This window comes from Pedobacter kyungheensis, assembly GCF_000812965.1.
GTDB lineage: Bacteria > Bacteroidota > Bacteroidia > Sphingobacteriales > Sphingobacteriaceae > Pedobacter > Pedobacter kyungheensis.
The window spans coordinates 1-20,229 of sequence record NZ_JSYN01000040.1 but is presented as its reverse complement, the minus strand read 5'-3'; the positions used below and the strand labels follow the sequence as shown (position 1 = coordinate 20,229).

Below are 20,229 nucleotides of genomic sequence, written 5' to 3'. Positions count from 1 at the left end.
TTAAATTTTAAGAAATAAATCTGTTCAATCGATCCTTAAGGAAAAAATCTGTACAACCGAATAATCTGTGCCATCGTTTTAATCGGTGTAATCAAACCCTAAGAAATCTTTTAATATCTTTGCCCCATGATAAGTGAAATTGCCAACCGCATATTTAATGAAGTAATTACAGACTATCACAAGTTTGACGACATTGACCATCCGGTTGAAAACCCATACGATGCTGAAAGTTTAGAGCATCTTTTTTACGTTAAAAACTGGATCGATACCGCGCAATGGCACATGGAAGATGTGGTGCGCAATCCACAAATTGATCCGGTTGAAGGTTTAAGCTGGAAAAGGCGTATTGATGCGCAAAACCAGGTCCGTACCGATATGGTAGAGTTTATTGATAGTTATTTCTTAAACTTATATCAGGGTATTTCAGCTTTGCCTGATGCAAAAATCAATACCGAAAGCCCTGCATGGGCTATCGACAGGCTTTCTATCCTGGCATTAAAAATTTACCACATGCAGGAAGAAGCAGAACGCGAAAGTGCATCGGCCGAGCACCGTGCGCAATGCCAAACCAAACTCAACGTATTGTTATCGCAGCGCGAAGATTTATCGACCAGCATAGACGAATTACTAGCTGATATTGAAGCAGGTAAAAAATACATGAAAGTGTATAAACAAATGAAAATGTACAACGATCCGAGCTTAAATCCGGTGTTGTATAATAAAGCTTAAAGACTAAAGCCGAAAGGCTAAAGCGAAATAAAAGATTAATCAATCTCAAAGACACAAAGAACACGAAGAAAACCTGGTGCTTTTTGTGTCTTTGTGATAAAATAACACTATGGCCGCAACCCAAAAAATTATCGTTTTACGTTTTTCGGCTATGGGCGATGTAGCCATGGTGGCTTCTGTTTTAAAGGAATTTACAGTAGCGCACCCGGGTGTTGAACTGGTTATGGTGAGCAGACCTGCCTTTAAACCTTTTTTTGATGGCATACCTAATCTTATCTTTCATGCCATTGAGCCCAAAACCATTCACAAAGGAATTAATGGCCTCTATAAACTTTTTCAGGAACTTCGCGGCTACAAACCTGTAGCAATTGCCGATTTACACGATAATTTAAGGAGCAGAACCATTTCTACCTTTTTCCGCCTGGCTGGCACTACCATTAAGCGCATAGATAAAGGCAGGGCTGAGAAAAAGGCTTTAACACGTGCTACAAATAAGGTTTTTAAGCCTTTGAAACAAACGGTAGAGCGTTATGCCGATGTTTTCAGGGAGTTGGGTTTTACACTTAAACTCAGTCACCAAATCAATAAATCGCCGAAGGCTATACCAGCAAAAGCACAGACGTTATTTGCTGATCAAACCACAAAAAAAATAGGCATCTCCCCTTTTGCACAGCATATATATAAAGTTTACAATCTGACCAAAATGGAAGAGGTAATCGCATCATTGAGCAATCAGGGCTACCAGCTTTTTATTTTTGGCGGCGGTAAAACCGAACAGGCAATTGCCGAAGAATGGGCAGAAAGGCATGCCAATACTTATAATTTAATCGGTAATTACAACCTTACCGAAGAACTGGTCATTATCTCGAACCTCGATTTAATGCTAAGTATGGATTCGTCTGGCATGCACATGGCCTCGTTGGTTGGTGTACCTGTAGTTTCCATCTGGGGGCCAACGCATCCTTATGCAGGTTTTCTGGGCTACGGGCAGTTGGAAAGCGATTGTATTCAAATTGATCATCCGTCACGGCCAAATTCTATTTATGGAAACAAACCTTGCCTTTGCGGTGTTGAAAACTGTATAGATTTAATCGAACCTGAAACCATTGTAAATAAAATTAAGGAGAAACTAAATGGCTAAGCAATTACTATTGGTCCGTCACGGAAAATCGGATTGGGGAAATTTAGACTTAAAAGATTTCGACCGGCCCTTAAACAAACGCGGTAAAGAAAATGCACCGGAAATGGCCGAACGCCTGGTGAACAAAGGTTTTAAACCCGATTTATTGGTGAGCAGCCCTGCAAAAAGGGCAAAATCTACTGCTAAATACTTCGCCGAAGCCTATGGTTTTGAGCAAATCCAATACGAAACCTCTATTTACGAGGCCAATACAACCGCTTTACTTAAAGTAGTTAATGATTTGGACGATAGTGCCGATAAAGTACTGATGTTTGGACACAACCCCGGATTTACCGATTTTGCCAACGAACTTTGCAATGCCGACATTTACAATATTCCAACTGCGGGTATGGTGTTCATTACCTTCCCATTTGATTCGTGGCAGCTTGTAAGCCGCGGAACGGGAGAACTGATATTTTTCGATTACCCTAAGAATAGTGACGAGATCTAAGGCTTTTTATCATCAAGTGATTAAGATCATTAAGGCTTAAATTCATTACAGCCTGGATTAGGCTAACTGCATAAATAATTAAAACAACTTAGCTACATTTGGCACGATGAAGGTTTTCCCGACGAGCACAATTCACAGTTAAATAAACCCGGTAGTAGCGGCAGCTCCCGATCCTTCATCGGGACTATAGCGGATAACGGGGCGGAATGAGCCAAGAACCACGGAACAAACATTTTCAAAAACCATTAATGATCACATTTATAGAAAATACTTCAAATTAAATAATTTTACTACCTTTGAGTATATAAAACGAAAGTCCGGCAATTAGACATTTCGGTGAATTCATAACCTAAACTCTTCTGGTTATTTCATAATTCGTATCGCCGGAATATTTATCCATTAATTTATCTATACATGAGTTTTGATTATAATACTACGCGTAGCCATTTAATTTTATCGGAATATGGCCGCAACGTACAAAATATGGTGAAGTATATCTGCGAATTGCCAACCATAGAAGAACGTAATAAATATGCCCAGGCCGTTATTGACCTGATGGGCTTTTTGCAACCGCACTTACGCGATGTTGCCGATTTTAAGCATAAACTTTGGGATCACCTGCACATTATTTCAGGCTATCAGATTGATGTAGACAGCCCTTATCCGAAGCCTTTAATCGAAAATGCTTACATTAAACCAGAACCGCTTGCCTACCCGCAGCAACGTATTACCTACAAACACTATGGTAAAACTGTTGAAAACTTAATTGAAAAAGCCATGCGCGAGGAGAACCCTGAAATTAAGAAAGCCATGGTACAGAGCATTGCCAACTTTATGAAAATGGCTTACGTTACCTGGAATAAAGATAATGTAAGTGACGATACGATTATTAAAGACCTGCGTTACCTTTCTGGCGGCTTATTGGAACTTGAAGAAGGTGTTAACCTGGCCAAAGTAGAATTCAGGGCTCAAAATCCACGTCAAAACAATAACAACAACAATAACCGCGGCAGAAGCAACAACAATAACAACAACGGCAAAAACCGCCAAAACAATAATAATAACAACAATAATCGTCAACGCAACAAACCCAAATATTAAGGTAGAGGGTAAAAGGCAGAAGGCGAAAGGTTAAAATATCGATGCCCAATATAATTACTTGATACTCGATTCTAAATTTTTAAAAAATATATGAACGCATTTGAAATAACAGGCGGAATTAAATTAAAAGGCGAAATTACTCCTCAGGGAGCCAAAAATGAGGCTTTACAAATCTTATCGGCCGTGTTGCTGACCGAAGAAAAAGTAACCATCAGCAATATCCCTGATATTAAAGATGTTAACAAACTGATTGAACTACTGGGCGATTTAGGTGTTACCGTAGAACGTATTGATAAAGACACTTACACTTTTGAGGCCAAAAACATCGATTTAAACTTTTTCGAATCGGAAACTTTTAAAGCTAAAGGTGGTGGTTTACGTGGTTCAATCATGATTGTTGGTCCGTTATTGGCCCGTTTTGGTAAAGCAGCAATCCCGAAACCAGGTGGCGATAAAATTGGTCGCAGAAGATTGGATACCCACTTTATCGGCTTCGAAAAGTTAGGCGCCAAGTTTGTTTACGACAGCAAAAAATCTTTCTTTAATGTTGATGCTACTAATTTACAGGGTGCCTATATCCTGCTAGATGAAGCATCGGTAACCGGAACAGCAAACATTGTAATGGCTGCTGTTTTAGCTAAAGGTACTACCACCATTTACAATGCAGCCTGCGAACCCTATTTACAGCAACTTTGCAAAATGCTGAACCGCATGGGCGCAAAAATTTCGGGTATTGGTTCAAACCTGCTTACCATTGAAGGCGTTGAGGTTTTAGGCGGAACTGAGCACAGAATGTTACCGGATATGATTGAGATTGGCTCATTTATCGGTATGGCCGCAATGACCGAATCGGAAATTACCATTAAAAATGTATGTTACGATGAACTTGGTGTAATTCCGGAAGTTTTCAAAAAACTGGGTATTAAATTAGAGCGCCGTGGCGATGATATTTATGTGCCTTCGCAAAAACACTACGAAATTGACACCTTTATTGATGGTTCAATTTTAACCATTGCCGATTCTCCTTGGCCTGGTTTTACACCAGATTTATTGAGTATCGTTTTGGTTGTGGCTACACAGGCGAAAGGAAACGTACTAATTCACCAGAAAATGTTCGAAAGCCGTTTATTCTTTGTGGATAAACTGATTGACATGGGTGCACAAATCATCCTTTGCGATCCACACCGTGCTACGGTTAACGGTATTGATAAAAAATATAAACTGCGCGGTATCAGCATGACTTCACCTGATATCAGGGCTGGTGTTTCCTTATTAATTGCAGCATTATCTGCAGAAGGCAAATCGACGATCTATAACATCGAACAGATTGAACGAGGCTATCAGGATATTGACACCCGTTTACGTGCCTTAGGCGCTCAGATTAAGCGTGTAAATGCCGATGCACCGAGCCATTAAAGGTGTAAGGTTTAGAGGCTGAAGGTGTAAGGTTTAAAGCTTAAAGCAGAAAGACTAAAGACCAAAGCTTAAAGCAAAAACGCCAGCATAAAAATTATGCTGGCGTTTTTGTTATCGGTCTGTGTCTCCACAGATCGAAACTTATTTATAAGCTGAAACGATCTCAATAAGAATACCTCAGTAAAATATATTGCTTTTTAGTTTTGCACAGCAAAATAAACCAATGGGATAACCAATATGATCGCAATAATTAATGGAATCCAGATTGGTTTAGCTCTGTACTTAGTATCTTTTCCTATATTTTTATTCCAAAACAACTGATACATTATCACAACCCCCAAGACATTAACGATTAAAGTAATTCCACTGGACCTGTTAGGAATAAACTCACTCAAGAAAATAAAACCCAGCGTAAATATCAATCCAAATAAAATAGGCATCCCCCATCGTTTTCCTGCATTTTTCAGGTTAATAGCCATCATTACAGCACCAAAAAGTACAGAGAAGAGGATTGAAAATACATAAATCGCCGTTTGAGAATAGTATTCCGGAGCATCAATATCCTGAACTACGTTTCTTTTCCAACCCTGTAAACTGTCATATTTCGTAGTTTCCTTTAACCTGATCTTCTCTTCTATCTGTTCATCAATACCCTCTGGTAATTCGGCATTTCTATTTTTTAATTCTGCCAGGGCAGTCCTAACCCCTTCTGAGGTATGTTTATCTACATGATCTAAATAATATCTTAATTGATCGTCAGTTTTAGTTGATAAGATTTCTTTGAGCGTTGCCATATTTATAAAAAGAATGGCCACAAGTTAATAACTTATGGCCATTCTAAAAATTTTATTGTTCAGCAATTTTACAAGTTGGAATCCTATCAGTCCTTGTCTCCGCAGACCTTAACAATCTTAACCCGAAATCGCATTAATAATATCGTACTGGGTAATAATTTCGATCTTACCGGTTTCATCTTCTACCAGCACTGCCGAATTTTCTTTGTTAATTAACGACGAAATTTTATCAATCGAAGTATTCAGATCAACAAAAGGGAAAGTAGCTGTCATGATTTCTGAAATCGGAGCCGATTTTAATCCCGGATTTTCGAGCAGCGCAGATAAAATATCACTCTCGGCAATTTTACCTACAATCATTCCTTGCTGGGTAACCGGAATTTGTGAGATATTCATCGATTTAATGGTATTGATCGCTTCCAGAACCGATTTTTGCGCATCCAGGGTCACAATTTCTGTACTCTCTTTTTTAGCCAGGATAGATTTAGCTGTTAGTTTTTCATCTTGTAAGAATCCGCGTTCGCGCAACCAGTCTTCGTTGTACATTTTACCCATGTAGCGACTGCCGTGATCGTGAAAAATCACCACAACCACATCTTCGGGTTTTAATTTATCTTTTAACTGAATCAAACCACCAATGGCAGCGCCCGCAGAGTTACCTACAAAAATTCCTTCTTTGCGGGCAATGTCGCGGGTCATCAAGGCAGCGTCTTTATCGGTAACCTTTTCGAACAAGTCGATAACATCAAAATTTACGTTTGCCGGAAGAAAGTCTTCGCCAATGCCCTCGGTGATGTATGGGTAAATTTCATCTTTATCAAAAATGCCGGTCTCTTTGTATTTCTTAAAAACCGAACCATAGGTATCGATTCCCCAGACCTGGATATTTGGGTTTTTCTCTTTCAGGTATTTTCCTGTTCCGGAAATGGTACCACCTGTACCTACTCCCACCACCAGGTGTGTAATTTTACCTTCGGTTTGTTCCCATATTTCAGGACCTGTCTGCTCGTAATGAGCCTGTGAGTTAGCTAAGTTATCGTACTGGTTGGGTTTCCACGAATTGGGCACCTCGCGCTCCAGGCGCGAAGAAACAGAGTAATAAGAACGTGGATCTTCGGGCTCAACATTGGTAGGGCATACAATTACATCGGCACCAAAAGCACGAAGCGCATCAACTTTTTCTTTCGATTGTTTATCGGTTGTGGTAAAAATACATTTGTAACCTTTAATAATGGCTGCCATGGCCAGGCCCATCCCTGTATTTCCCGAAGTTCCTTCAATAATAGTACCTCCTGGTTTTAGCTTACCACTTTTTTCGGCTTCTTCTATCATTTTAACCGCCATACGGTCTTTAATAGAGTTGCCAGGGTTGGTAGTTTCTATTTTGGCCAGAATTGTACCCGGAACATGCTTAGTAATTGTATTTAATTTTACTAACGGCGTATTGCCAATTGTTTCTAAAATATTATTGTACCACATATTACAAAACTAAGCAAAGGCAATAAGTATTTTATTAACTAATATTTATTTGAAACATAATTTTAAAAAATCAATTTTCAAAAAATTTAATTCTATAATCTATAATTATGATAGGCATTATAGATTGATTATTGGGCAAAATACAATATTGCCTGCCTGAGTCAAACCAATTTACAGGGTTTATCTGAGTTTTTCAGCGCTAAAATGAGCATAATAAACATGCCTCTTTGAAAAAATTAAAGTAGTTTATAAATTTTGCCAGGTAAGGAAACAATAATGCCCTGCATTTCGAGCGTAAGGATTACAATAGCCAATTTACTTTGCTGCATCTGGGTGGCCAGTGCAAGCTCATCAATAGAAAGCTGACCGTTTTGCAAGGCATCTACTACCTTCTGTTCGTTGGTGGTAAGACTTAGCTGTAATGTAGCCTGTACTTCAGTTTTCTTTTTGGGCATTTCCTCATCCCAGCCCAGATAATAAATCAAATCTTTAGGGTGATTAATTAAACCTGCCCGATTGGTTTTAATGAGGAAATTACAGCCTTCAGAATATGCATCATTAGTTCTGCCCGGAAAAGCATATACATCCTTATTGTAAGAATTGGCAATTTCGGCGGTTATTAACGCGCCCCCTTTGATTGATGCTTCTATTACCACAGTTACATCTGCTAAGCCAGCAATAATGCGGTTGCGCTGGGGAAAGTTTTGCCGGTCGGGATTGGTTAAAATTGGAAACTCGGAAAGCAGACCACCATTTAGCACCATCTTTTGTGCCACTGCTTTATGCACCTGTGGGTAAAGCCGGTCTAAGCCATGGCCCAGCACCCCGACCGTTGGGGTTTCATTGGCAAGGCATTCTTTGTGTATGGCCACATCAACACCATAAGCCAGACCGCTTACCACCAAAACGTTGTAAGGTGCCAGCACCTCGCAAAGTTGTTTGCATAGGTTACGGCCATAATCTGTTGCATTACGGGTACCAACAATACTGATAATCCTTTGCTGGTTTAAATCGGCATTGCCTTTAAAATACAGTAATATGGGCGCGTCGTAGCAGTTCTTCAGTCTTTTTGGATAATTGGGTTCCGAAAAGAATAAAACTTCTATGCCATGCTTTTGTACAAAAGCAAGCTCTTCTTCGGCGCGCACTAAGGCATCGGTTGCTAAAATAGCATCGACAGTTTTTGCACCAATACCTGGAATTTGCAGCAATTGTTTTTTCGATGCCGAAAATACCGCTTCTGCACTACCACAATAGGCCAGCAGGTTTTTAGCCGTAACCGGCCCAATAGATTTAATAAATGTTAAGGCAATCTGGTGAAGTGTACTCATAGTATAAGGTTAAATAAATGCGGGATGATTTATTTCCTTACAATGGCCTTAAAAATCAATATCAATCAAGCTTTTTAGCGGAATATGAATATTATTTTTTAACTGCACATAATTATCGGTAACCGACCAAACTGTAGTATCTACCCGTTTCGGACCGATGGTGGTATTGAATGTAATTACAGCTTTAGATTTAAATTCGTTTCCAAGCCGTTGTGCTTCACCAAGCTTAGTTTTTAGCTCGCTGGTGTGGTCTTCTTTTGCATTGATGATATTTAAATAGCCGATATGTTCCTTTTCTACAATTTCTACTGACATGGTATCTCTTTAACGATTAATGTTAAACAAGCTTATCGATTTTTTCAAAAAAAAACAACCAAAATTTATTCCTTTTATGTAATAATTTAAATAAAAAAAAGCTGAATCCGGATTTTATCGATTCAGCTTTTTTGAAAGAATTTCTTAATTACTTAAACCTCAGCTTTCTGGTTTCTACCATCCCTTTAAACTCATGGTCGAGCTTTTCGTTAGCCGCATCTATCTGTTGTCTGGTTATACCCGAAGTGCTGCTAATCGTATTATCTTTAGCCAGTGCCGAGAAGTTATTGTTTGCAGAATAGTACAAAGCCTGGGCCAGCATTTTTTCGGTCGGATCTCCAAAATCTTTGGTTAAATCATCAGCAACATCTTTATCAACCGTCATACCACCAAAATAATCGCCTTGATCTAACTGGTTTTTGGTTTGAAACTGCGGAATGTATAAATCGTTTTTATCGATACGAATAGAGAAGAAGCCTACAGGTTTACCATAAGTGGTTTTACCAATTAACTTTACATCTACAACCGGTTTTAAATTATTAATTAATAACTCGCTGGCCGAAGCAGTACCTCCGCTAACCAGGAAATAAACCCGCGTTAATCCGTTCAAAGCACCACGTTTGGCAAAAGTCTCCTGATTTCCGGCAGCCATGGTAGGTTTATATGAGTAATCGAAGTAAGAATAAAGCCTGGTTACCCCATCGTTACCTTTGGCATAAAATTTCTGGTTTTGTAAAATGGTTGCATTCCCATCCTGCATGGTTTTAGTCCAATAGGTGGTGTACATAATTTTGCCATTTTGGGCCGGCGGCGCAATTAAGTTGGTAAACAATTCGGAAGTAGCCACAGAGCCACCACCATTATACCTTAAATCTACCACCAGTTCGGTAACGCCATCGGTAGTAAATTTTGCAAAAGCAGCATCCAATGCAGTTGAAGCATTGGTAGTAAAGCTGTTAAATACAATATATCCTACTTTTTTCGCCCCAATGGTATAGGTATTGCTAAATAAAACAGGGTTAATGTTATAACTGCCGCGGTTAATTACCACATCCTGGGTACCGCCACCTGGTTTTACAAAGGTTAATGAAATGGATGGATTATCGCCGAATATAGAGGCATTTAAGTTGGCAATATCAGTACTGCTTGATCGTGAAGTACCTCCCCCATTAACTTTAATTAGCTGGTAGCCACGTTTTAATCCTTGTGCATCTGCCGGAGAGCCGGGATAAACATATTTAACACGCAAAAGATCTGTAGCATCAAAATTGGCCGAGAAGCCATAGTCCTCACCTGCCCCACTCAGCTGGCTGGCTACAGATCCATCATCAATAAAAGAATATTTATCTTTCCCGCCGGTGCTGGGTAAAGCTTTAAATGCCGCAATAATGGCATTGTTAGAGCTGTATTGTCTCGGGTTAAAAGTATCGTAGTTAGGCATGCCTACATTCCAGAAATAGGTTTGTTTGGCATATAAAAAAATCGAATCTTTAGTCAGTAACGACCTGTCGGTAGTTGGTGTTTGCAACGAGTTCGATTCTACAGCTGCATCGGGCTCAGTTTTGCTTTTTTTGCAGGAAACAGTACAACCAACCGCCACAATTAAAGCACCCAAAAATACATTTTGCGAGAAAGATTTTCTAAACATATTTATTTGTAAATTTCTAGTGACACAATATACGGCAAATTAATTAATTTAGATTGCTCTTCATCAAAATTATTTGCACCAACAACTAACGCTTCTTTTGGTGATAAATTATTGTCGTTTAGTATCTTCTGAAAAATTTCTGCTTTGGGTTGGTTCAGTTCATCGCTGAAATAAACCGTGAGGTATTGTTCTAAACCATTCCACTCGGTTTGCTTTATTTTATTGAGCTGCTGCTCTGCATTTCCAGCTGTTACTATGTATATTTTTTTTCGGTCAACCACCAGTTCCTGCATCAATGAAAGCATATTTTTATACAGCAATAATTTTAGCGGCAAACGCGCATTCTGGTGTAACAGATTAAAATTGTACTGGTATTTAGGATCGATGCCAAATTGTTTGGCCGTATTTTCGAACAAATGTGCAGTACCCGATTTTTCATATTCAGCACGCATAAACTCAATAATTGGTCCGGCTCCTTTCTGCTCGCTATATTCAATAAACTGGGCAAACAAATAATACACCTGCAACAAATAGTCCTTTTCAGGAAAAAGAACATTGTCGAGTTCGAAAATAACCAGTTGCTTATCTTTTACGTATTGATTGGTATCCATGTTATATTGTAAAAAGTTTTAGTTCATCATCGGCAACATTGTACCCGAACACGCCATTTAATTCTTCTTCCGTCCGTACAAAAATTTCTTTCCCACTGGCAAACACACATTCGCCTCCTACAAAGACAGCGAAATTTTGAAAGGTATTTGGTTCGTGATTCAGATATCCTGCTATTGAACTGGCTTCAGGCAATAAAACCTGAATGCCATATTCGCCAAAAAGTACTGCAGATTTAGCCATTGGCTCTACTTCGTATTGATGCAGCGGGATAATGCAATCAATCCCCTCGGTAATGCAGAAATTTAATAAAATGTGTGCGATACTGTCGCGGTTAAGCACACCTAAAGATGTAAAAGCATATTTTTCGGTAGCAATAGCTGCTACTTCGCCATAATCGGCCAGCGAAACAAAATGACTGGGAAAGGCCTTCATCAGCTTCAATGCTTTTGCATTGTTCCCGCCTGTAATGAGTATTTTCAAAATATAAAATGTAATGAATAAATAAATTAGTGGATGATTGTGTGATGCTATACGATTAAACCATCTTTCATCATCACCACCCGGTCGCTGGTTTTAGCCAAATGCTCGTTATGCGTAACAATCACAAAAGTTTGATGGAAATTATCGCGTAAACTCACAAATAACTGGTGCAGGGCTGCTGCATTTTCAGAATCGAGATTACCTGAAGGTTCATCGGCCAATATAATTGACGGATTATTAATAAGCGCCCGGGCAATGGCTACGCGTTGTTGCTCCCCGCCCGATAACTGATTAGGTTTATGGTGGGCCCTATCCTTCAATCCAAAAAGTTCAAGCAATTCCAACGCCCTGGTTTCTGCCTGTTTTTTATTGGTTTTGGCAATAAAAGCGGGGATGCATACATTTTCCAGCGCGCTAAACTCGGGCAGTAAATGATGGAACTGAAAAACAAAACCGATGTTTTTATTCCTGAAAGCGCTTAATAAATCGCCACTTAAACCACTGATTACCGATCCTTTTAATTCAACTGATCCTGAATCAGGCTTATCCAAAGTACCTAAAATATGCAGCAAAGTACTTTTTCCGGCCCCTGAAGGACCAATTATACTCACAATTTCCCCTTTTTGCACTTCAAAATTAACTCCTTTAAGGATCTGCAGATTTCCGTACGACTTTTTTATTCCAGTGGCTTTTAGCATGTGTCAAATTTAGTAAAAAAGGATAAAGCGGAAAGACTAAAGACCAAAGCAAAAAGACTAAAGACCAACACTGGTGTATCTCATCTTGATACTCGATACCTAATACTCTCAACTAAATATCCCCTCAAGAAAAAATAAAATTTGCAATTATCATTTTCTTATTTAACTTTGAAAAACAAAGCACTTTTAAAATGAGCAACTCAGAAGAACAGCTAAATGCACTAAAAGATATCAGACAAATGATGGATAGATCGTCTAGATTTATTTCATTAAGTGGTTTATCTGGCGTTTTTGCCGGTGTTATTGCTTTAATTGGGGCTTACTTTGCGCATGATGAAATTGAGAAATTTGTAAATAAAAGAGGTTATAGCTACGGTGTGAGCGGAGAAATGGACCTTGAATTTAATCTGATTAAACTCGGTGTGTTTGTTTTGGTAATTGCTTTGGCAGGTGGAATTTTATTTACGTACCGCAAAAGTCAGAAAAACAATTTGCCCATCTGGGATAAAACCTCCAAATCTTTATTGATTAATTTGTTTACGCCATTGGCAGCAGGTGGTTTGTTCATCATTGCGCTGCTCCTTAACCATCCGAACACCTATAGCATTATAGCACCAACCTGTTTAATTTTTTATGGGTTATCGCTAATCAATGCCAGCAAGTACACCTACAGCGATATCCGTTACCTGGGTTACTGCGAAGTAATTTTGGGTCTGGTATGTATGTTTTATATTGGCTACGGACTGTTTTTCTGGGCATTTGGTTTTGGCGTTTTACACATTATATACGGATTGGTAATGTATTTTAAATACGAGAGAGGCCAATAAGATGAAGAACCCGATAGCAGATTTAAATAAGATTTTCGATAGCAGAATCAGGCTAGGCGTAATGTCGATGCTGGTTGTGAACGACGAAATTGGCTTTAACGATTTAAAGCAGATGCTTGAACTTACCGATGGTAATCTGGCTTCGCACCTCAATACTTTGGAGCAGGCCGAGTTTATTAAAGTACACAAAGGTTTCATTGGTCGCAAAACCAGTACCACCTACTCCATTACCGAATTGGGTAAGCAAGCCTTTAAGGCACACTTAGATGCGCTCGAAAAAATGATAAAGAAGCTGTAAGCAATTTTTTTTAACTATTTACTTTGAAATTCAAAGCACTTTTAAAAACATAAAATGGAAGAAATTAAAGAACCGCAAATGAGTTATATCGGGAAGAAGCTTGCATACTATTCAGCACTTGCCGGAACTATAATTTTAATAGCCTATCTGATATCACATGTAGAATTTTTAATAGGCCTGGGATTGGTTTACGTACTATCGGCATTTGTGGTTAACGGTATCTTTTTATTGGCACTTTTATTAGAAGTAATATATAACACTCTTTATTGGAGGGCCTATATCGTGGCTATTATAAGTATGTTATTAAATATTCCTCTGGTAATTCTCTACCTATTCATTCTAAGTTATTTCCACTTATAAATCTTAAACAAAATGAAAACGAAATCCAACTTTTTACTCCTCTCTACCCTGCTGGGCGGATTGCTTTTTAGCTACATCTTCTGGGAAGAATGGCTGGCATTAAACCAACTGATTTACAGTATTTTTATCATAACGGTTACCTGCTTTAACAGCGAAGTAGCCAAAAGCAACAAATTTAAAATTTATGCACTGGCACACCTGCTTGCGGCTGTGCTTGTGGTCATAAACAATTCGGTACTAACCAGTGTAAGCTACAACATTAGCTTGCTGTTCTTTGTGGGTTTTGCCCATTACCAGGCTGTGCGCACCATTTATGTTGCTGCAATGGCTACTGTGCTTCAGTTTATTACCGTTCCGGCCACCATAATCAAAAGACTTTCTGAGCTTAAAATCGGTAAATTCGACTTAAAACCTGTGTTCAGGCCCATTAAATATATTTTATTGCCACTCTTTATCATTTTCGTTTTTACCGCGATATACAGTGGTGCTAACGAAATTTTTGCGCATTATTTAGAAAGCACTTTCACAAGCATTTATAATTTCTTCAACAGCATTTTCGGTTTTATCTTCCAGGATTTAAGCCTTCCACGCTTCATGCATTTCTGCTTCGGTCTGTTTTTAACCGCTGCCTTAATCATTACCTTTTACAACAAAAGCATCGAAAAACTGGAAGCCGGCTGCAATGAAAAATTGCTGAGGATCAGACGTGGCAAAAAGCCAAGAAGCATCTGGTACGAAGTTGCCCATACCTTTACCAGCCAGATCATCACCAAAAAAATGGCATTGAAAACTGAATATATCATTGGTCTCATCTCATTTATTTCGTTAAATCTCCTGCTTCTATGTGTAAACCTGATCGATATTTCGACACTTTGGTTCGGCTACAAACCTGAAGGCAACTTCTCTTCCGACCTGCATGATGGTACCAATGCACTAATTTTCAGCATCGTACTGGCTATGGCAGTAATTTTATATTTCTTCCGCGGCAACCTTAACTTTTACTACAAAAGCAAAACCTTAAAAAGTTTGGCCATTGCCTGGATGGTGCAAAATTTTATCCTTATCATTTCTGTTTTTATCCGCGATGGTTACTACATCGAATTTTATGGCCTAACCCACAAAAGAATCGGCGTTTTGGTTTTCGCCATCCTCTGCATTATTGGTTTAGCTACCGTTTATATCAAGGTTGTGAAAGAGAAAACCCTGTTCTATCTGTTTAAAGTAAACGGAAATATCTGGTTTGTGCTTTTGTTAACTTTCAGTCTGATAAACTGGGATGTTTTTATTGCGAAATACAATCTCTCACACAGCGACCGGGTTGCGGTAGATGCCGGTTACCTGCTATCGTTATCTGATAAAACATTGCCGCTATTAGATCAAAACCGTGCAAAACTGCATTACACACCTGCAAAAGACATCCATGGTAAAGAAATTGCCAAACCCAAAAACGCACAATTTTATGGCAAACTGCTGGATGAACGTATTGGCTATTTTAAAGAACGCTATCAAAACGTAAGCTGGCTATCGTGGAATTTGCAGGATTGGAATACGGCGAAATATTTTGGACTGAATAAAAAATAAGATGACAAAGTGGGATAAAATTACAGCAATGATATTAGCGCTTCTCGCTTTAGCATGGTTTGTACTGAACGTAGCTATCAATAAAATTTTTGGATTAACAATCAATGAAACACATATAAATTAACCGTATCAATATGAAAACGCACAGCTCAACTTACTGGATAAATTATTTTTTAGAAAATGCTACAATCAATCGAATTGACTGGACATTGGAACCATTGATTAATAGCAAAGAAAAAGATAATATCCTTAAATCTCTAAAAGCCTGGCAATTGGCAGAAACCGGCGATGGCAAACACCTCATGCATGTTTCTAAAAAATATGCACAGAAGGTTAATGATCCTGAATACCCGGAAGCTGTTAACCTGTTTATCAAAGAAGAACAAAAACATGGTGCTAATTTGGGCAAATACCTCGATTTGATTGGAGTAAAACGTTTAGAAAAAAACTGGGACGACTCGCTTTTCAGACAAGTCAGATATTTTAACAGTAGCATGGAACTCTGGACCATAACGGTACTCACTGTTGAAAGTGCAGCTCAAATTTTCTATCAGGCGCTAAAAGATGCTACCAATTGTCAACTCCTTAAACAGATTTGTACGGATATTTTAATTGATGAAGCAGCTCATATCCAGTTCCAAAAAGAGCGCCTTTATATCATTTGCAGCCAAAAAAATGCTTTTTCAAGATGGTTGGCTTGCTTAGCCTATGCATGCTTCTTTACAGGAACAAGCCTGGTAATTTGGTTGGCACATCGAAAACTTTTTAAGGCAGGGCACCTCAATTTTTCTAAGTATCATTTTAAAATGAAGAATAAGCTCCGGAAAGTAGCGAGTCAAAAAGTCCTTTTTGAAACCGATACGGAAGCACAATTACAAACGAGTCCATTATTTTAAAAATCCTGTATAATTAACCTCTCGCCTTTGCTAACTTTTGTTGGATTTAGTTTTTCCCGGTGCTTCGCACCGGGAAGCAAGGGTTTTTACTTTAAACAATTAAACACTATATTAATATTTAAAATCATGAAAAATCTACAGTCAACATTAAGCTCGCCGGCAACACGGATTGCAATTATCCTTGGGGTTGTGGCATTAATTTTAAGCATTCCGCTTATCGCCATGCAGTTTACCAATGAGGTAAAGTGGAATTTAACCGATTTTATGGTCGCTGGCGCCTTACTTTTAAGCACTGGCCTTGCTATAGAGCTTGTGATCAGAAACTTAAAAACAGGCACTTTCAGAACAATCATTTTGCTGGTTATTTTACTAGCCCTATTCCTCATCTGGGCTGAGCTGGCCGTGGGCATCTTCGGTACACCCTTTGCCGGCAACTAGACCATTTTCTTGCTATATTTTTAAAATCTGCCAGCCTTAAGTTGCTTCCGTTTTGCTGATGGGAGCAACAAAATCAGGGTCAAAATTTCCGATTAACATAAAACGTTCATTTTCTCAAAAAATCGGTAAATTCTATTTGTTTAAAGGCTTTGAAATTGTAGCTTTGGGCAAATTTTGTAGCAAATGAACCCAATACGCCTAAAACAATTATTTGAAGCGTAAAAGGCTCCATCTGACAGATAAAGAAAAAATATAAACAGATGAATATTCACGAATACCAGGGTAAACAAATATTAAAAAGTTTCGGTGTTAACGTTCAAGAAGGAATAGTTGCCGATACGCCTGAGCAAGCTGTTGAGGCTGCTAAGCAACTGAAAACTGATTATAATTCTGATTGGGTTGTAATTAAAGCGCAAATCCACGCTGGTGGTCGCGGTAAAGGTGGTGGTGTTAAATTGGCCAAAAACCTTGACGAAGTTAAACAACGTGCTACCGATATCATCGGCATGCAACTGGTAACTCCTCAAACCGGACCAGAAGGTAAAAAAGTGAACAAGATTTTAGTTGCTCAGGATGTTTACTATCCAGGTGCTTCTGAAACCAAAGAATTCTACATCTCAGTATTGTTAGACCGTGCAAAAGGTCGCAATATTATTATGTACAGTACCGAAGGTGGTATGGATATTGAAGAAGTTGCTGAGCACACGCCACACTTAATCTTCAAAGAAGAAATCGATCCTAAAGTTGGCTTACAAGGTTTCCAGGCACGTAAAATTGCCTTTAACTTAGGTGTTAGCGGTAACGCTTTCAAAGAAATGGTAAAATTCGTTACAGCTTTATACAAAGCTTACGAAGCTACCGATTCTTCAATGTTCGAAATTAACCCGGTATTAAAAACTTCTGATGATAAAGTAATTGCAGTTGATGCTAAAGTAAACCTGGATGAGAACGGTTTATTCCGCCACCCTGATTATGCAGCTATGCGCGATGTTACTGAAGAAGATCCAATGGAAGTTGAAGCAAGTGCAAGTAACCTGAATTTCGTTAACCTTGATGGTAACGTAGGTTGTATGGTTAACGGTGCTGGTTTAGCCATGGCTACTATGGATATCATTAAATTAGCTGGTGGCGAGCCTGCTAACTTCCTTGACGTAGGTGGAACTGCAAATGCACAAACCGTTAAAGCCGCTTTCAACATCATTTTGAAAGACCCTAACGTTAAAGCCATCCTAATCAACATTTTTGGTGGTATTGTACGTTGCGACCGTGTTGCTCAAGGTGTTATCGATGCTTACAAAGAAATCGGAAACATTCCTGTGCCAATTATCTGCCGTTTACAAGGTACAAATGCCGAAGAAGCTAAGAAACTAATTGATGAATCTGGCCTTCAGGTGTACTCGGCAATCGCTTTAAAAGAAGCTGCTGATTTAGTAACTAAAGTTTTGGCATAGTAAGCTAAAAGCAGAAAGACCAAAGCTAAAAGCGTAATCATATATAAAACCTTTCAGTGCAAGCTGGAAGGTTTTTTTGTTCCCATTCCCCTCTCTCAGAGGGGTGTCCGCAGGACGGGGTGTCAAGGGGAGTGTTCCCTCAACTTGTTTTAGATAGAAATATGCAGGTTTAATTTGATGGTAGGCAACTTCCAAACCTCGCAGGTTTAATTAATAACATCATGCTTCAAACCTGCGAGGTTTTATCTCCTGTTTATTCATCAACATTATTTTGAAAACGAATGGTTCTGTTTTTATGGCGGCCTTCTGTCCTGCTATCCCTCCAAGTCCTCACTCATGCTTCGCTCCGGGCTTTCCGTTCTATCAGGTTTGGAAACCGGGGCAATATGTGCTTCGGCAACAGGCCAGCCCTAAAATCCGAAATACTTCACGCACGTTAGCTCATGACAAACTTAAGGAGATTAAAAACATTGCCATCCTGACAGAAAATCCTGTCTCATTTAGTTATAAGTAAATACACACCTGTATTTCCCCTTGTAAATGTTGAAAAACTTAAAACCGTCATTTTTATTTAATCATTTGCAGCATAATACAAATTAGAATATATTATTAATCAGGATATTTTTATCGTTTTACAATAAATAATATACGAATATCAATCATTACCTATTGCAATCCATTTTTAATGACACAATTTAATTTGGAATGATTTTTGCTGTAAGTAAAACTGTAAAAATCTTGTGCAAACGATAACATTTTCAGCATTTTATCCTTTCGGATTGCTATACAATTTCGTAACTTTGCACACTCAATAATTAAAGAGCACACAAAACGTATAAATGAGACAACTCAAGATAACGCAATCCATTACCAACCGTGAAAGTCAATCGTTAGATAAATACCTGCACGAAATTGGTAAAGTAGATTTAATAACAGCAGAAGAGGAAGTAATTTTAGCAAGGAAGATTCGTGAGGGCGATCAGGCTGCATTAGAGCGATTAACTAAAACCAACTTACGTTTCGTTGTATCTGTTGCAAAACAATACCAAAATCAGGGTTTAACTTTAGGAGACTTAATTAATGAAGGTAACCTGGGCTTAATTAAAGCGGCAAAACGCTTTGATGAAACCAAAGGTTTCAAATTCATTTCTTACGCTGTTTGGTGGATTCGTCAGTCGATTTTACAGGCTATTGCCGAGCAAAGCCGTATTGTACGTTTACCTTTAAACCAGGTAGGTTCGTTAAGTAAAATCAGTAAAGCTTTCTCTAAATTAGAGCAGGAATACGAGCGTGAGCCATCACCGGAAGAACTGGCTGACATTTTAGAAACTACGGTTGATAAAATTTCTGACACATTGAGTAACTCTGGTCGTCACGTATCAATGGATGCTCCGTTTGTTCAGGGTGAAGAAAATACCTTATTGGATGTATTGGAAAACCACGAGCCAAACACCGATAGCTCATTGATTAACGAATCTTTATCAGAAGAAATTAAACGTTCTTTATCTACCCTAACAGAAAGAGAAAGAGAAATTATCGTTTTATTTTTCGGCTTAGGTTCTAACCACCCACTTTCGTTGGAAGAAATTGGTGAGAAATTTAACTTAACACGCGAGCGTGTACGTCAGATTAAAGATAAAGCGTTACAACGCTTACGTCATACTTCAAGAAGTAAGATTTTGAAATCTTATTTAGGATAGTCAAGATATCTTCAATACCAAAAAGGTCCCGATCAAAAATCGGGACCTTTTTTATTTATGTTTCTTGCTATAGATTTCTCGGCTTCGTTGCACTGCGCTCGAAATGACGATTTTCCATGTGCGATATCGATTTCAAAGAAATCTTCCAATGAGTCATGCTGAACTTGTTTCAGCATCTCTCCTTTGTATGCGCAATTCAATAAGAGACCCTGAAACGTGTTCAGGGTGACGATTAGCTAAGCGTGACACCGATTTCAAAGAAAACCTTCCAATACGTCATGCTGAACTTGTTTCAGCATCTCTCCTTTGTATACGCAATTCAATAAGAGACCCTGAAACGAGTTCAGGGTGACGATCGTCTATGTTTGAATTAACCCCTAAAACAACAAGTGTTTCACCGTTAAGCCGTTATTAATTAACTGCTTTAACGAATCTACGCCAATG

Annotated in this window: 21 protein-coding genes; 13 read left to right on the top strand and 8 right to left on the bottom strand. The window is 38.7% G+C overall.

What is annotated here, in order from left to right; all coding sequences use genetic code 11:
- Positions 1–126: 126 nt before the first annotated feature.
- The 5 genes from OC25_RS24645 (at position 127) to murA (ending at position 4,877) form a co-directional block, all read left to right on the top strand.
- Positions 127–729 carry a DUF4254 domain-containing protein gene (locus tag OC25_RS24645; RefSeq protein WP_039482390.1) on the top strand — a complete coding sequence of 201 codons (603 nt, stop codon included), beginning with the start codon at positions 127–129 and terminating at the stop codon, positions 727–729.
- A gap of 109 nt (positions 730–838) precedes the next feature.
- Positions 839–1,870 carry a glycosyltransferase family 9 protein gene (locus OC25_RS24640; protein WP_039482386.1) on the top strand — a complete coding sequence of 344 codons (1,032 nt, stop codon included), beginning with the start codon at positions 839–841 and terminating at the stop codon, positions 1,868–1,870.
- Positions 1,863–2,360, top strand: a complete 498-nt coding sequence (locus OC25_RS24635; protein ID WP_039482381.1) for a SixA phosphatase family protein — start codon at positions 1,863–1,865, stop codon at positions 2,358–2,360. Before OC25_RS24640 ends, OC25_RS24635 begins: the two co-directional genes overlap by 8 nt.
- A 414-nt stretch (positions 2,361–2,774) precedes the next feature.
- The gene (locus OC25_RS24630) at positions 2,775–3,461 is read left to right on the top strand and encodes a DUF4290 domain-containing protein (RefSeq protein ID WP_039482377.1); all 687 of its coding nucleotides are present in this window, start codon (positions 2,775–2,777) and stop codon (positions 3,459–3,461) included.
- 90 nt (positions 3,462–3,551) lie between these two features.
- A complete protein-coding gene (murA, locus tag OC25_RS24625) occupies positions 3,552–4,877 on the top strand; it encodes a UDP-N-acetylglucosamine 1-carboxyvinyltransferase (RefSeq protein WP_039482374.1) in 1,326 nt (441 codons plus the stop codon).
- A 197-nt stretch (positions 4,878–5,074) separates the two neighbouring features.
- On the opposite strand, the gene OC25_RS24620 is transcribed toward murA, so the two are convergent.
- From OC25_RS24620 to OC25_RS24585, 8 genes are all read right to left on the bottom strand, one after another.
- Entirely contained in the window at positions 5,075–5,671 is a 597-nt protein-coding gene (locus tag OC25_RS24620; protein WP_039482371.1) for a hypothetical protein, read from the bottom strand.
- A gap of 117 nt (positions 5,672–5,788) precedes the next feature.
- Positions 5,789–7,150 carry a pyridoxal-phosphate dependent enzyme gene (locus OC25_RS24615; RefSeq protein ID WP_039482368.1) on the bottom strand — a complete coding sequence of 454 codons (1,362 nt, stop codon included), beginning with the start codon at positions 7,148–7,150 and terminating at the stop codon, positions 5,789–5,791.
- Positions 7,151–7,386: 236 nt separating this feature from the next.
- Positions 7,387–8,481 (bottom strand): DNA-processing protein DprA, encoded by a 1,095-nt coding sequence (gene dprA / locus OC25_RS24610; RefSeq protein ID WP_039482365.1) that lies wholly within the window; start codon positions 8,479–8,481, stop codon positions 7,387–7,389.
- Positions 8,482–8,529: 48 nt separating this feature from the next.
- Positions 8,530–8,796 (bottom strand): hypothetical protein, encoded by a 267-nt coding sequence (locus OC25_RS24605; RefSeq protein WP_039482363.1) that lies wholly within the window; start codon positions 8,794–8,796, stop codon positions 8,530–8,532.
- 148 nt (positions 8,797–8,944) lie between these two features.
- Entirely contained in the window at positions 8,945–10,444 is a 1,500-nt protein-coding gene (locus OC25_RS27140) for a S41 family peptidase (protein ID WP_052266436.1), read from the bottom strand.
- Positions 10,445–10,446: 2 nt separating this feature from the next.
- Entirely contained in the window at positions 10,447–11,055 is a 609-nt protein-coding gene (locus OC25_RS24595) for an HAD family hydrolase (RefSeq protein ID WP_039482360.1), read from the bottom strand.
- Position 11,056: 1 nt separating this feature from the next.
- Positions 11,057–11,536 carry an ATP-grasp domain-containing protein gene (locus tag OC25_RS24590; protein WP_039482357.1) on the bottom strand — a complete coding sequence of 160 codons (480 nt, stop codon included), beginning with the start codon at positions 11,534–11,536 and terminating at the stop codon, positions 11,057–11,059.
- A 47-nt stretch (positions 11,537–11,583) separates the two neighbouring features.
- Complete coding sequence (locus OC25_RS24585; protein WP_039482354.1) at positions 11,584–12,234, bottom strand: ABC transporter ATP-binding protein; 651 nt, start codon at positions 12,232–12,234, stop codon at positions 11,584–11,586.
- Between the two features lie 191 nt (positions 12,235–12,425).
- On the opposite strand from OC25_RS24585, the gene OC25_RS24580 reads away from it, so the two are divergent.
- The 8 genes from OC25_RS24580 (at position 12,426) to OC25_RS24535 (ending at position 19,785) form a co-directional block, all read left to right on the top strand.
- Positions 12,426–13,061 carry a hypothetical protein gene (locus OC25_RS24580; RefSeq protein WP_039482351.1) on the top strand — a complete coding sequence of 212 codons (636 nt, stop codon included), beginning with the start codon at positions 12,426–12,428 and terminating at the stop codon, positions 13,059–13,061.
- Between the two features lies 1 nt (position 13,062).
- Positions 13,063–13,359, top strand: a complete 297-nt coding sequence (locus OC25_RS24575; RefSeq protein WP_039482348.1) for a winged helix-turn-helix domain-containing protein — start codon at positions 13,063–13,065, stop codon at positions 13,357–13,359.
- A 54-nt stretch (positions 13,360–13,413) separates the two neighbouring features.
- Positions 13,414–13,719, top strand: a complete 306-nt coding sequence (locus tag OC25_RS24570; RefSeq protein ID WP_039482344.1) for a hypothetical protein — start codon at positions 13,414–13,416, stop codon at positions 13,717–13,719.
- 12 nt (positions 13,720–13,731) lie between these two features.
- Positions 13,732–15,300 carry a DUF4153 domain-containing protein gene (locus OC25_RS27135; RefSeq protein WP_052266435.1) on the top strand — a complete coding sequence of 523 codons (1,569 nt, stop codon included), beginning with the start codon at positions 13,732–13,734 and terminating at the stop codon, positions 15,298–15,300.
- A 134-nt stretch (positions 15,301–15,434) separates the two neighbouring features.
- Positions 15,435–16,196, top strand: coding sequence for a ferritin family protein (locus OC25_RS24560; protein WP_039482341.1), 762 nt, complete (start codon positions 15,435–15,437; stop codon positions 16,194–16,196).
- A gap of 126 nt (positions 16,197–16,322) precedes the next feature.
- The gene (locus OC25_RS24555; RefSeq protein WP_052266434.1) at positions 16,323–16,634 is read left to right on the top strand and encodes a hypothetical protein; all 312 of its coding nucleotides are present in this window, start codon (positions 16,323–16,325) and stop codon (positions 16,632–16,634) included.
- Between the two features lie 260 nt (positions 16,635–16,894).
- A complete protein-coding gene (gene sucC / locus OC25_RS24550) occupies positions 16,895–18,085 on the top strand; it encodes an ADP-forming succinate--CoA ligase subunit beta (RefSeq protein ID WP_039482338.1) in 1,191 nt (396 codons plus the stop codon).
- Between the two features lie 839 nt (positions 18,086–18,924).
- Positions 18,925–19,785, top strand: coding sequence for a sigma-70 family RNA polymerase sigma factor (locus OC25_RS24535; protein ID WP_010601359.1), 861 nt, complete (start codon positions 18,925–18,927; stop codon positions 19,783–19,785).
- Positions 19,786–20,229 lie beyond the last annotated feature (444 nt).

What these genes read in the sequence shown, in the direction of transcription:
- OC25_RS27140 (WP_052266436.1), bottom strand. Translation starts at nt 10,444, where the DNA reads ATGTTTAGAAAATCTTTCTCGCAAAATGTATTTTTGGGTGCTTTAATT.
- OC25_RS24630 (WP_039482377.1), top strand. Translation starts at nt 2,775, where the DNA reads ATGAGTTTTGATTATAATACTACGCGTAGCCATTTAATTTTATCGGAA.
- OC25_RS24580 (WP_039482351.1), top strand. Translation starts at nt 12,426, where the DNA reads ATGAGCAACTCAGAAGAACAGCTAAATGCACTAAAAGATATCAGACAA.
- OC25_RS24620 (WP_039482371.1), bottom strand. Translation starts at nt 5,671, where the DNA reads ATGGCAACGCTCAAAGAAATCTTATCAACTAAAACTGACGATCAATTA.
- OC25_RS24560 (WP_039482341.1), top strand. Translation starts at nt 15,435, where the DNA reads ATGAAAACGCACAGCTCAACTTACTGGATAAATTATTTTTTAGAAAAT.
- OC25_RS24615 (WP_039482368.1), bottom strand. Translation starts at nt 7,150, where the DNA reads ATGTGGTACAATAATATTTTAGAAACAATTGGCAATACGCCGTTAGTA.
- OC25_RS24535 (WP_010601359.1), top strand. Translation starts at nt 18,925, where the DNA reads ATGAGACAACTCAAGATAACGCAATCCATTACCAACCGTGAAAGTCAA.
- OC25_RS24640 (WP_039482386.1), top strand. Translation starts at nt 839, where the DNA reads ATGGCCGCAACCCAAAAAATTATCGTTTTACGTTTTTCGGCTATGGGC.
- OC25_RS24645 (WP_039482390.1), top strand. Translation starts at nt 127, where the DNA reads ATGATAAGTGAAATTGCCAACCGCATATTTAATGAAGTAATTACAGAC.
- OC25_RS24555 (WP_052266434.1), top strand. Translation starts at nt 16,323, where the DNA reads ATGAAAAATCTACAGTCAACATTAAGCTCGCCGGCAACACGGATTGCA.
- OC25_RS24605 (WP_039482363.1), bottom strand. Translation starts at nt 8,796, where the DNA reads ATGTCAGTAGAAATTGTAGAAAAGGAACATATCGGCTATTTAAATATC.
- OC25_RS24575 (WP_039482348.1), top strand. Translation starts at nt 13,063, where the DNA reads ATGAAGAACCCGATAGCAGATTTAAATAAGATTTTCGATAGCAGAATC.
- dprA (WP_039482365.1), bottom strand. Translation starts at nt 8,481, where the DNA reads ATGAGTACACTTCACCAGATTGCCTTAACATTTATTAAATCTATTGGG.
- murA (WP_039482374.1), top strand. Translation starts at nt 3,552, where the DNA reads ATGAACGCATTTGAAATAACAGGCGGAATTAAATTAAAAGGCGAAATT.
- OC25_RS24595 (WP_039482360.1), bottom strand. Translation starts at nt 11,055, where the DNA reads ATGGATACCAATCAATACGTAAAAGATAAGCAACTGGTTATTTTCGAA.
- OC25_RS24635 (WP_039482381.1), top strand. Translation starts at nt 1,863, where the DNA reads ATGGCTAAGCAATTACTATTGGTCCGTCACGGAAAATCGGATTGGGGA.
- OC25_RS24585 (WP_039482354.1), bottom strand. Translation starts at nt 12,234, where the DNA reads ATGCTAAAAGCCACTGGAATAAAAAAGTCGTACGGAAATCTGCAGATC.
- OC25_RS27135 (WP_052266435.1), top strand. Translation starts at nt 13,732, where the DNA reads ATGAAAACGAAATCCAACTTTTTACTCCTCTCTACCCTGCTGGGCGGA.
- OC25_RS24570 (WP_039482344.1), top strand. Translation starts at nt 13,414, where the DNA reads ATGGAAGAAATTAAAGAACCGCAAATGAGTTATATCGGGAAGAAGCTT.
- sucC (WP_039482338.1), top strand. Translation starts at nt 16,895, where the DNA reads ATGAATATTCACGAATACCAGGGTAAACAAATATTAAAAAGTTTCGGT.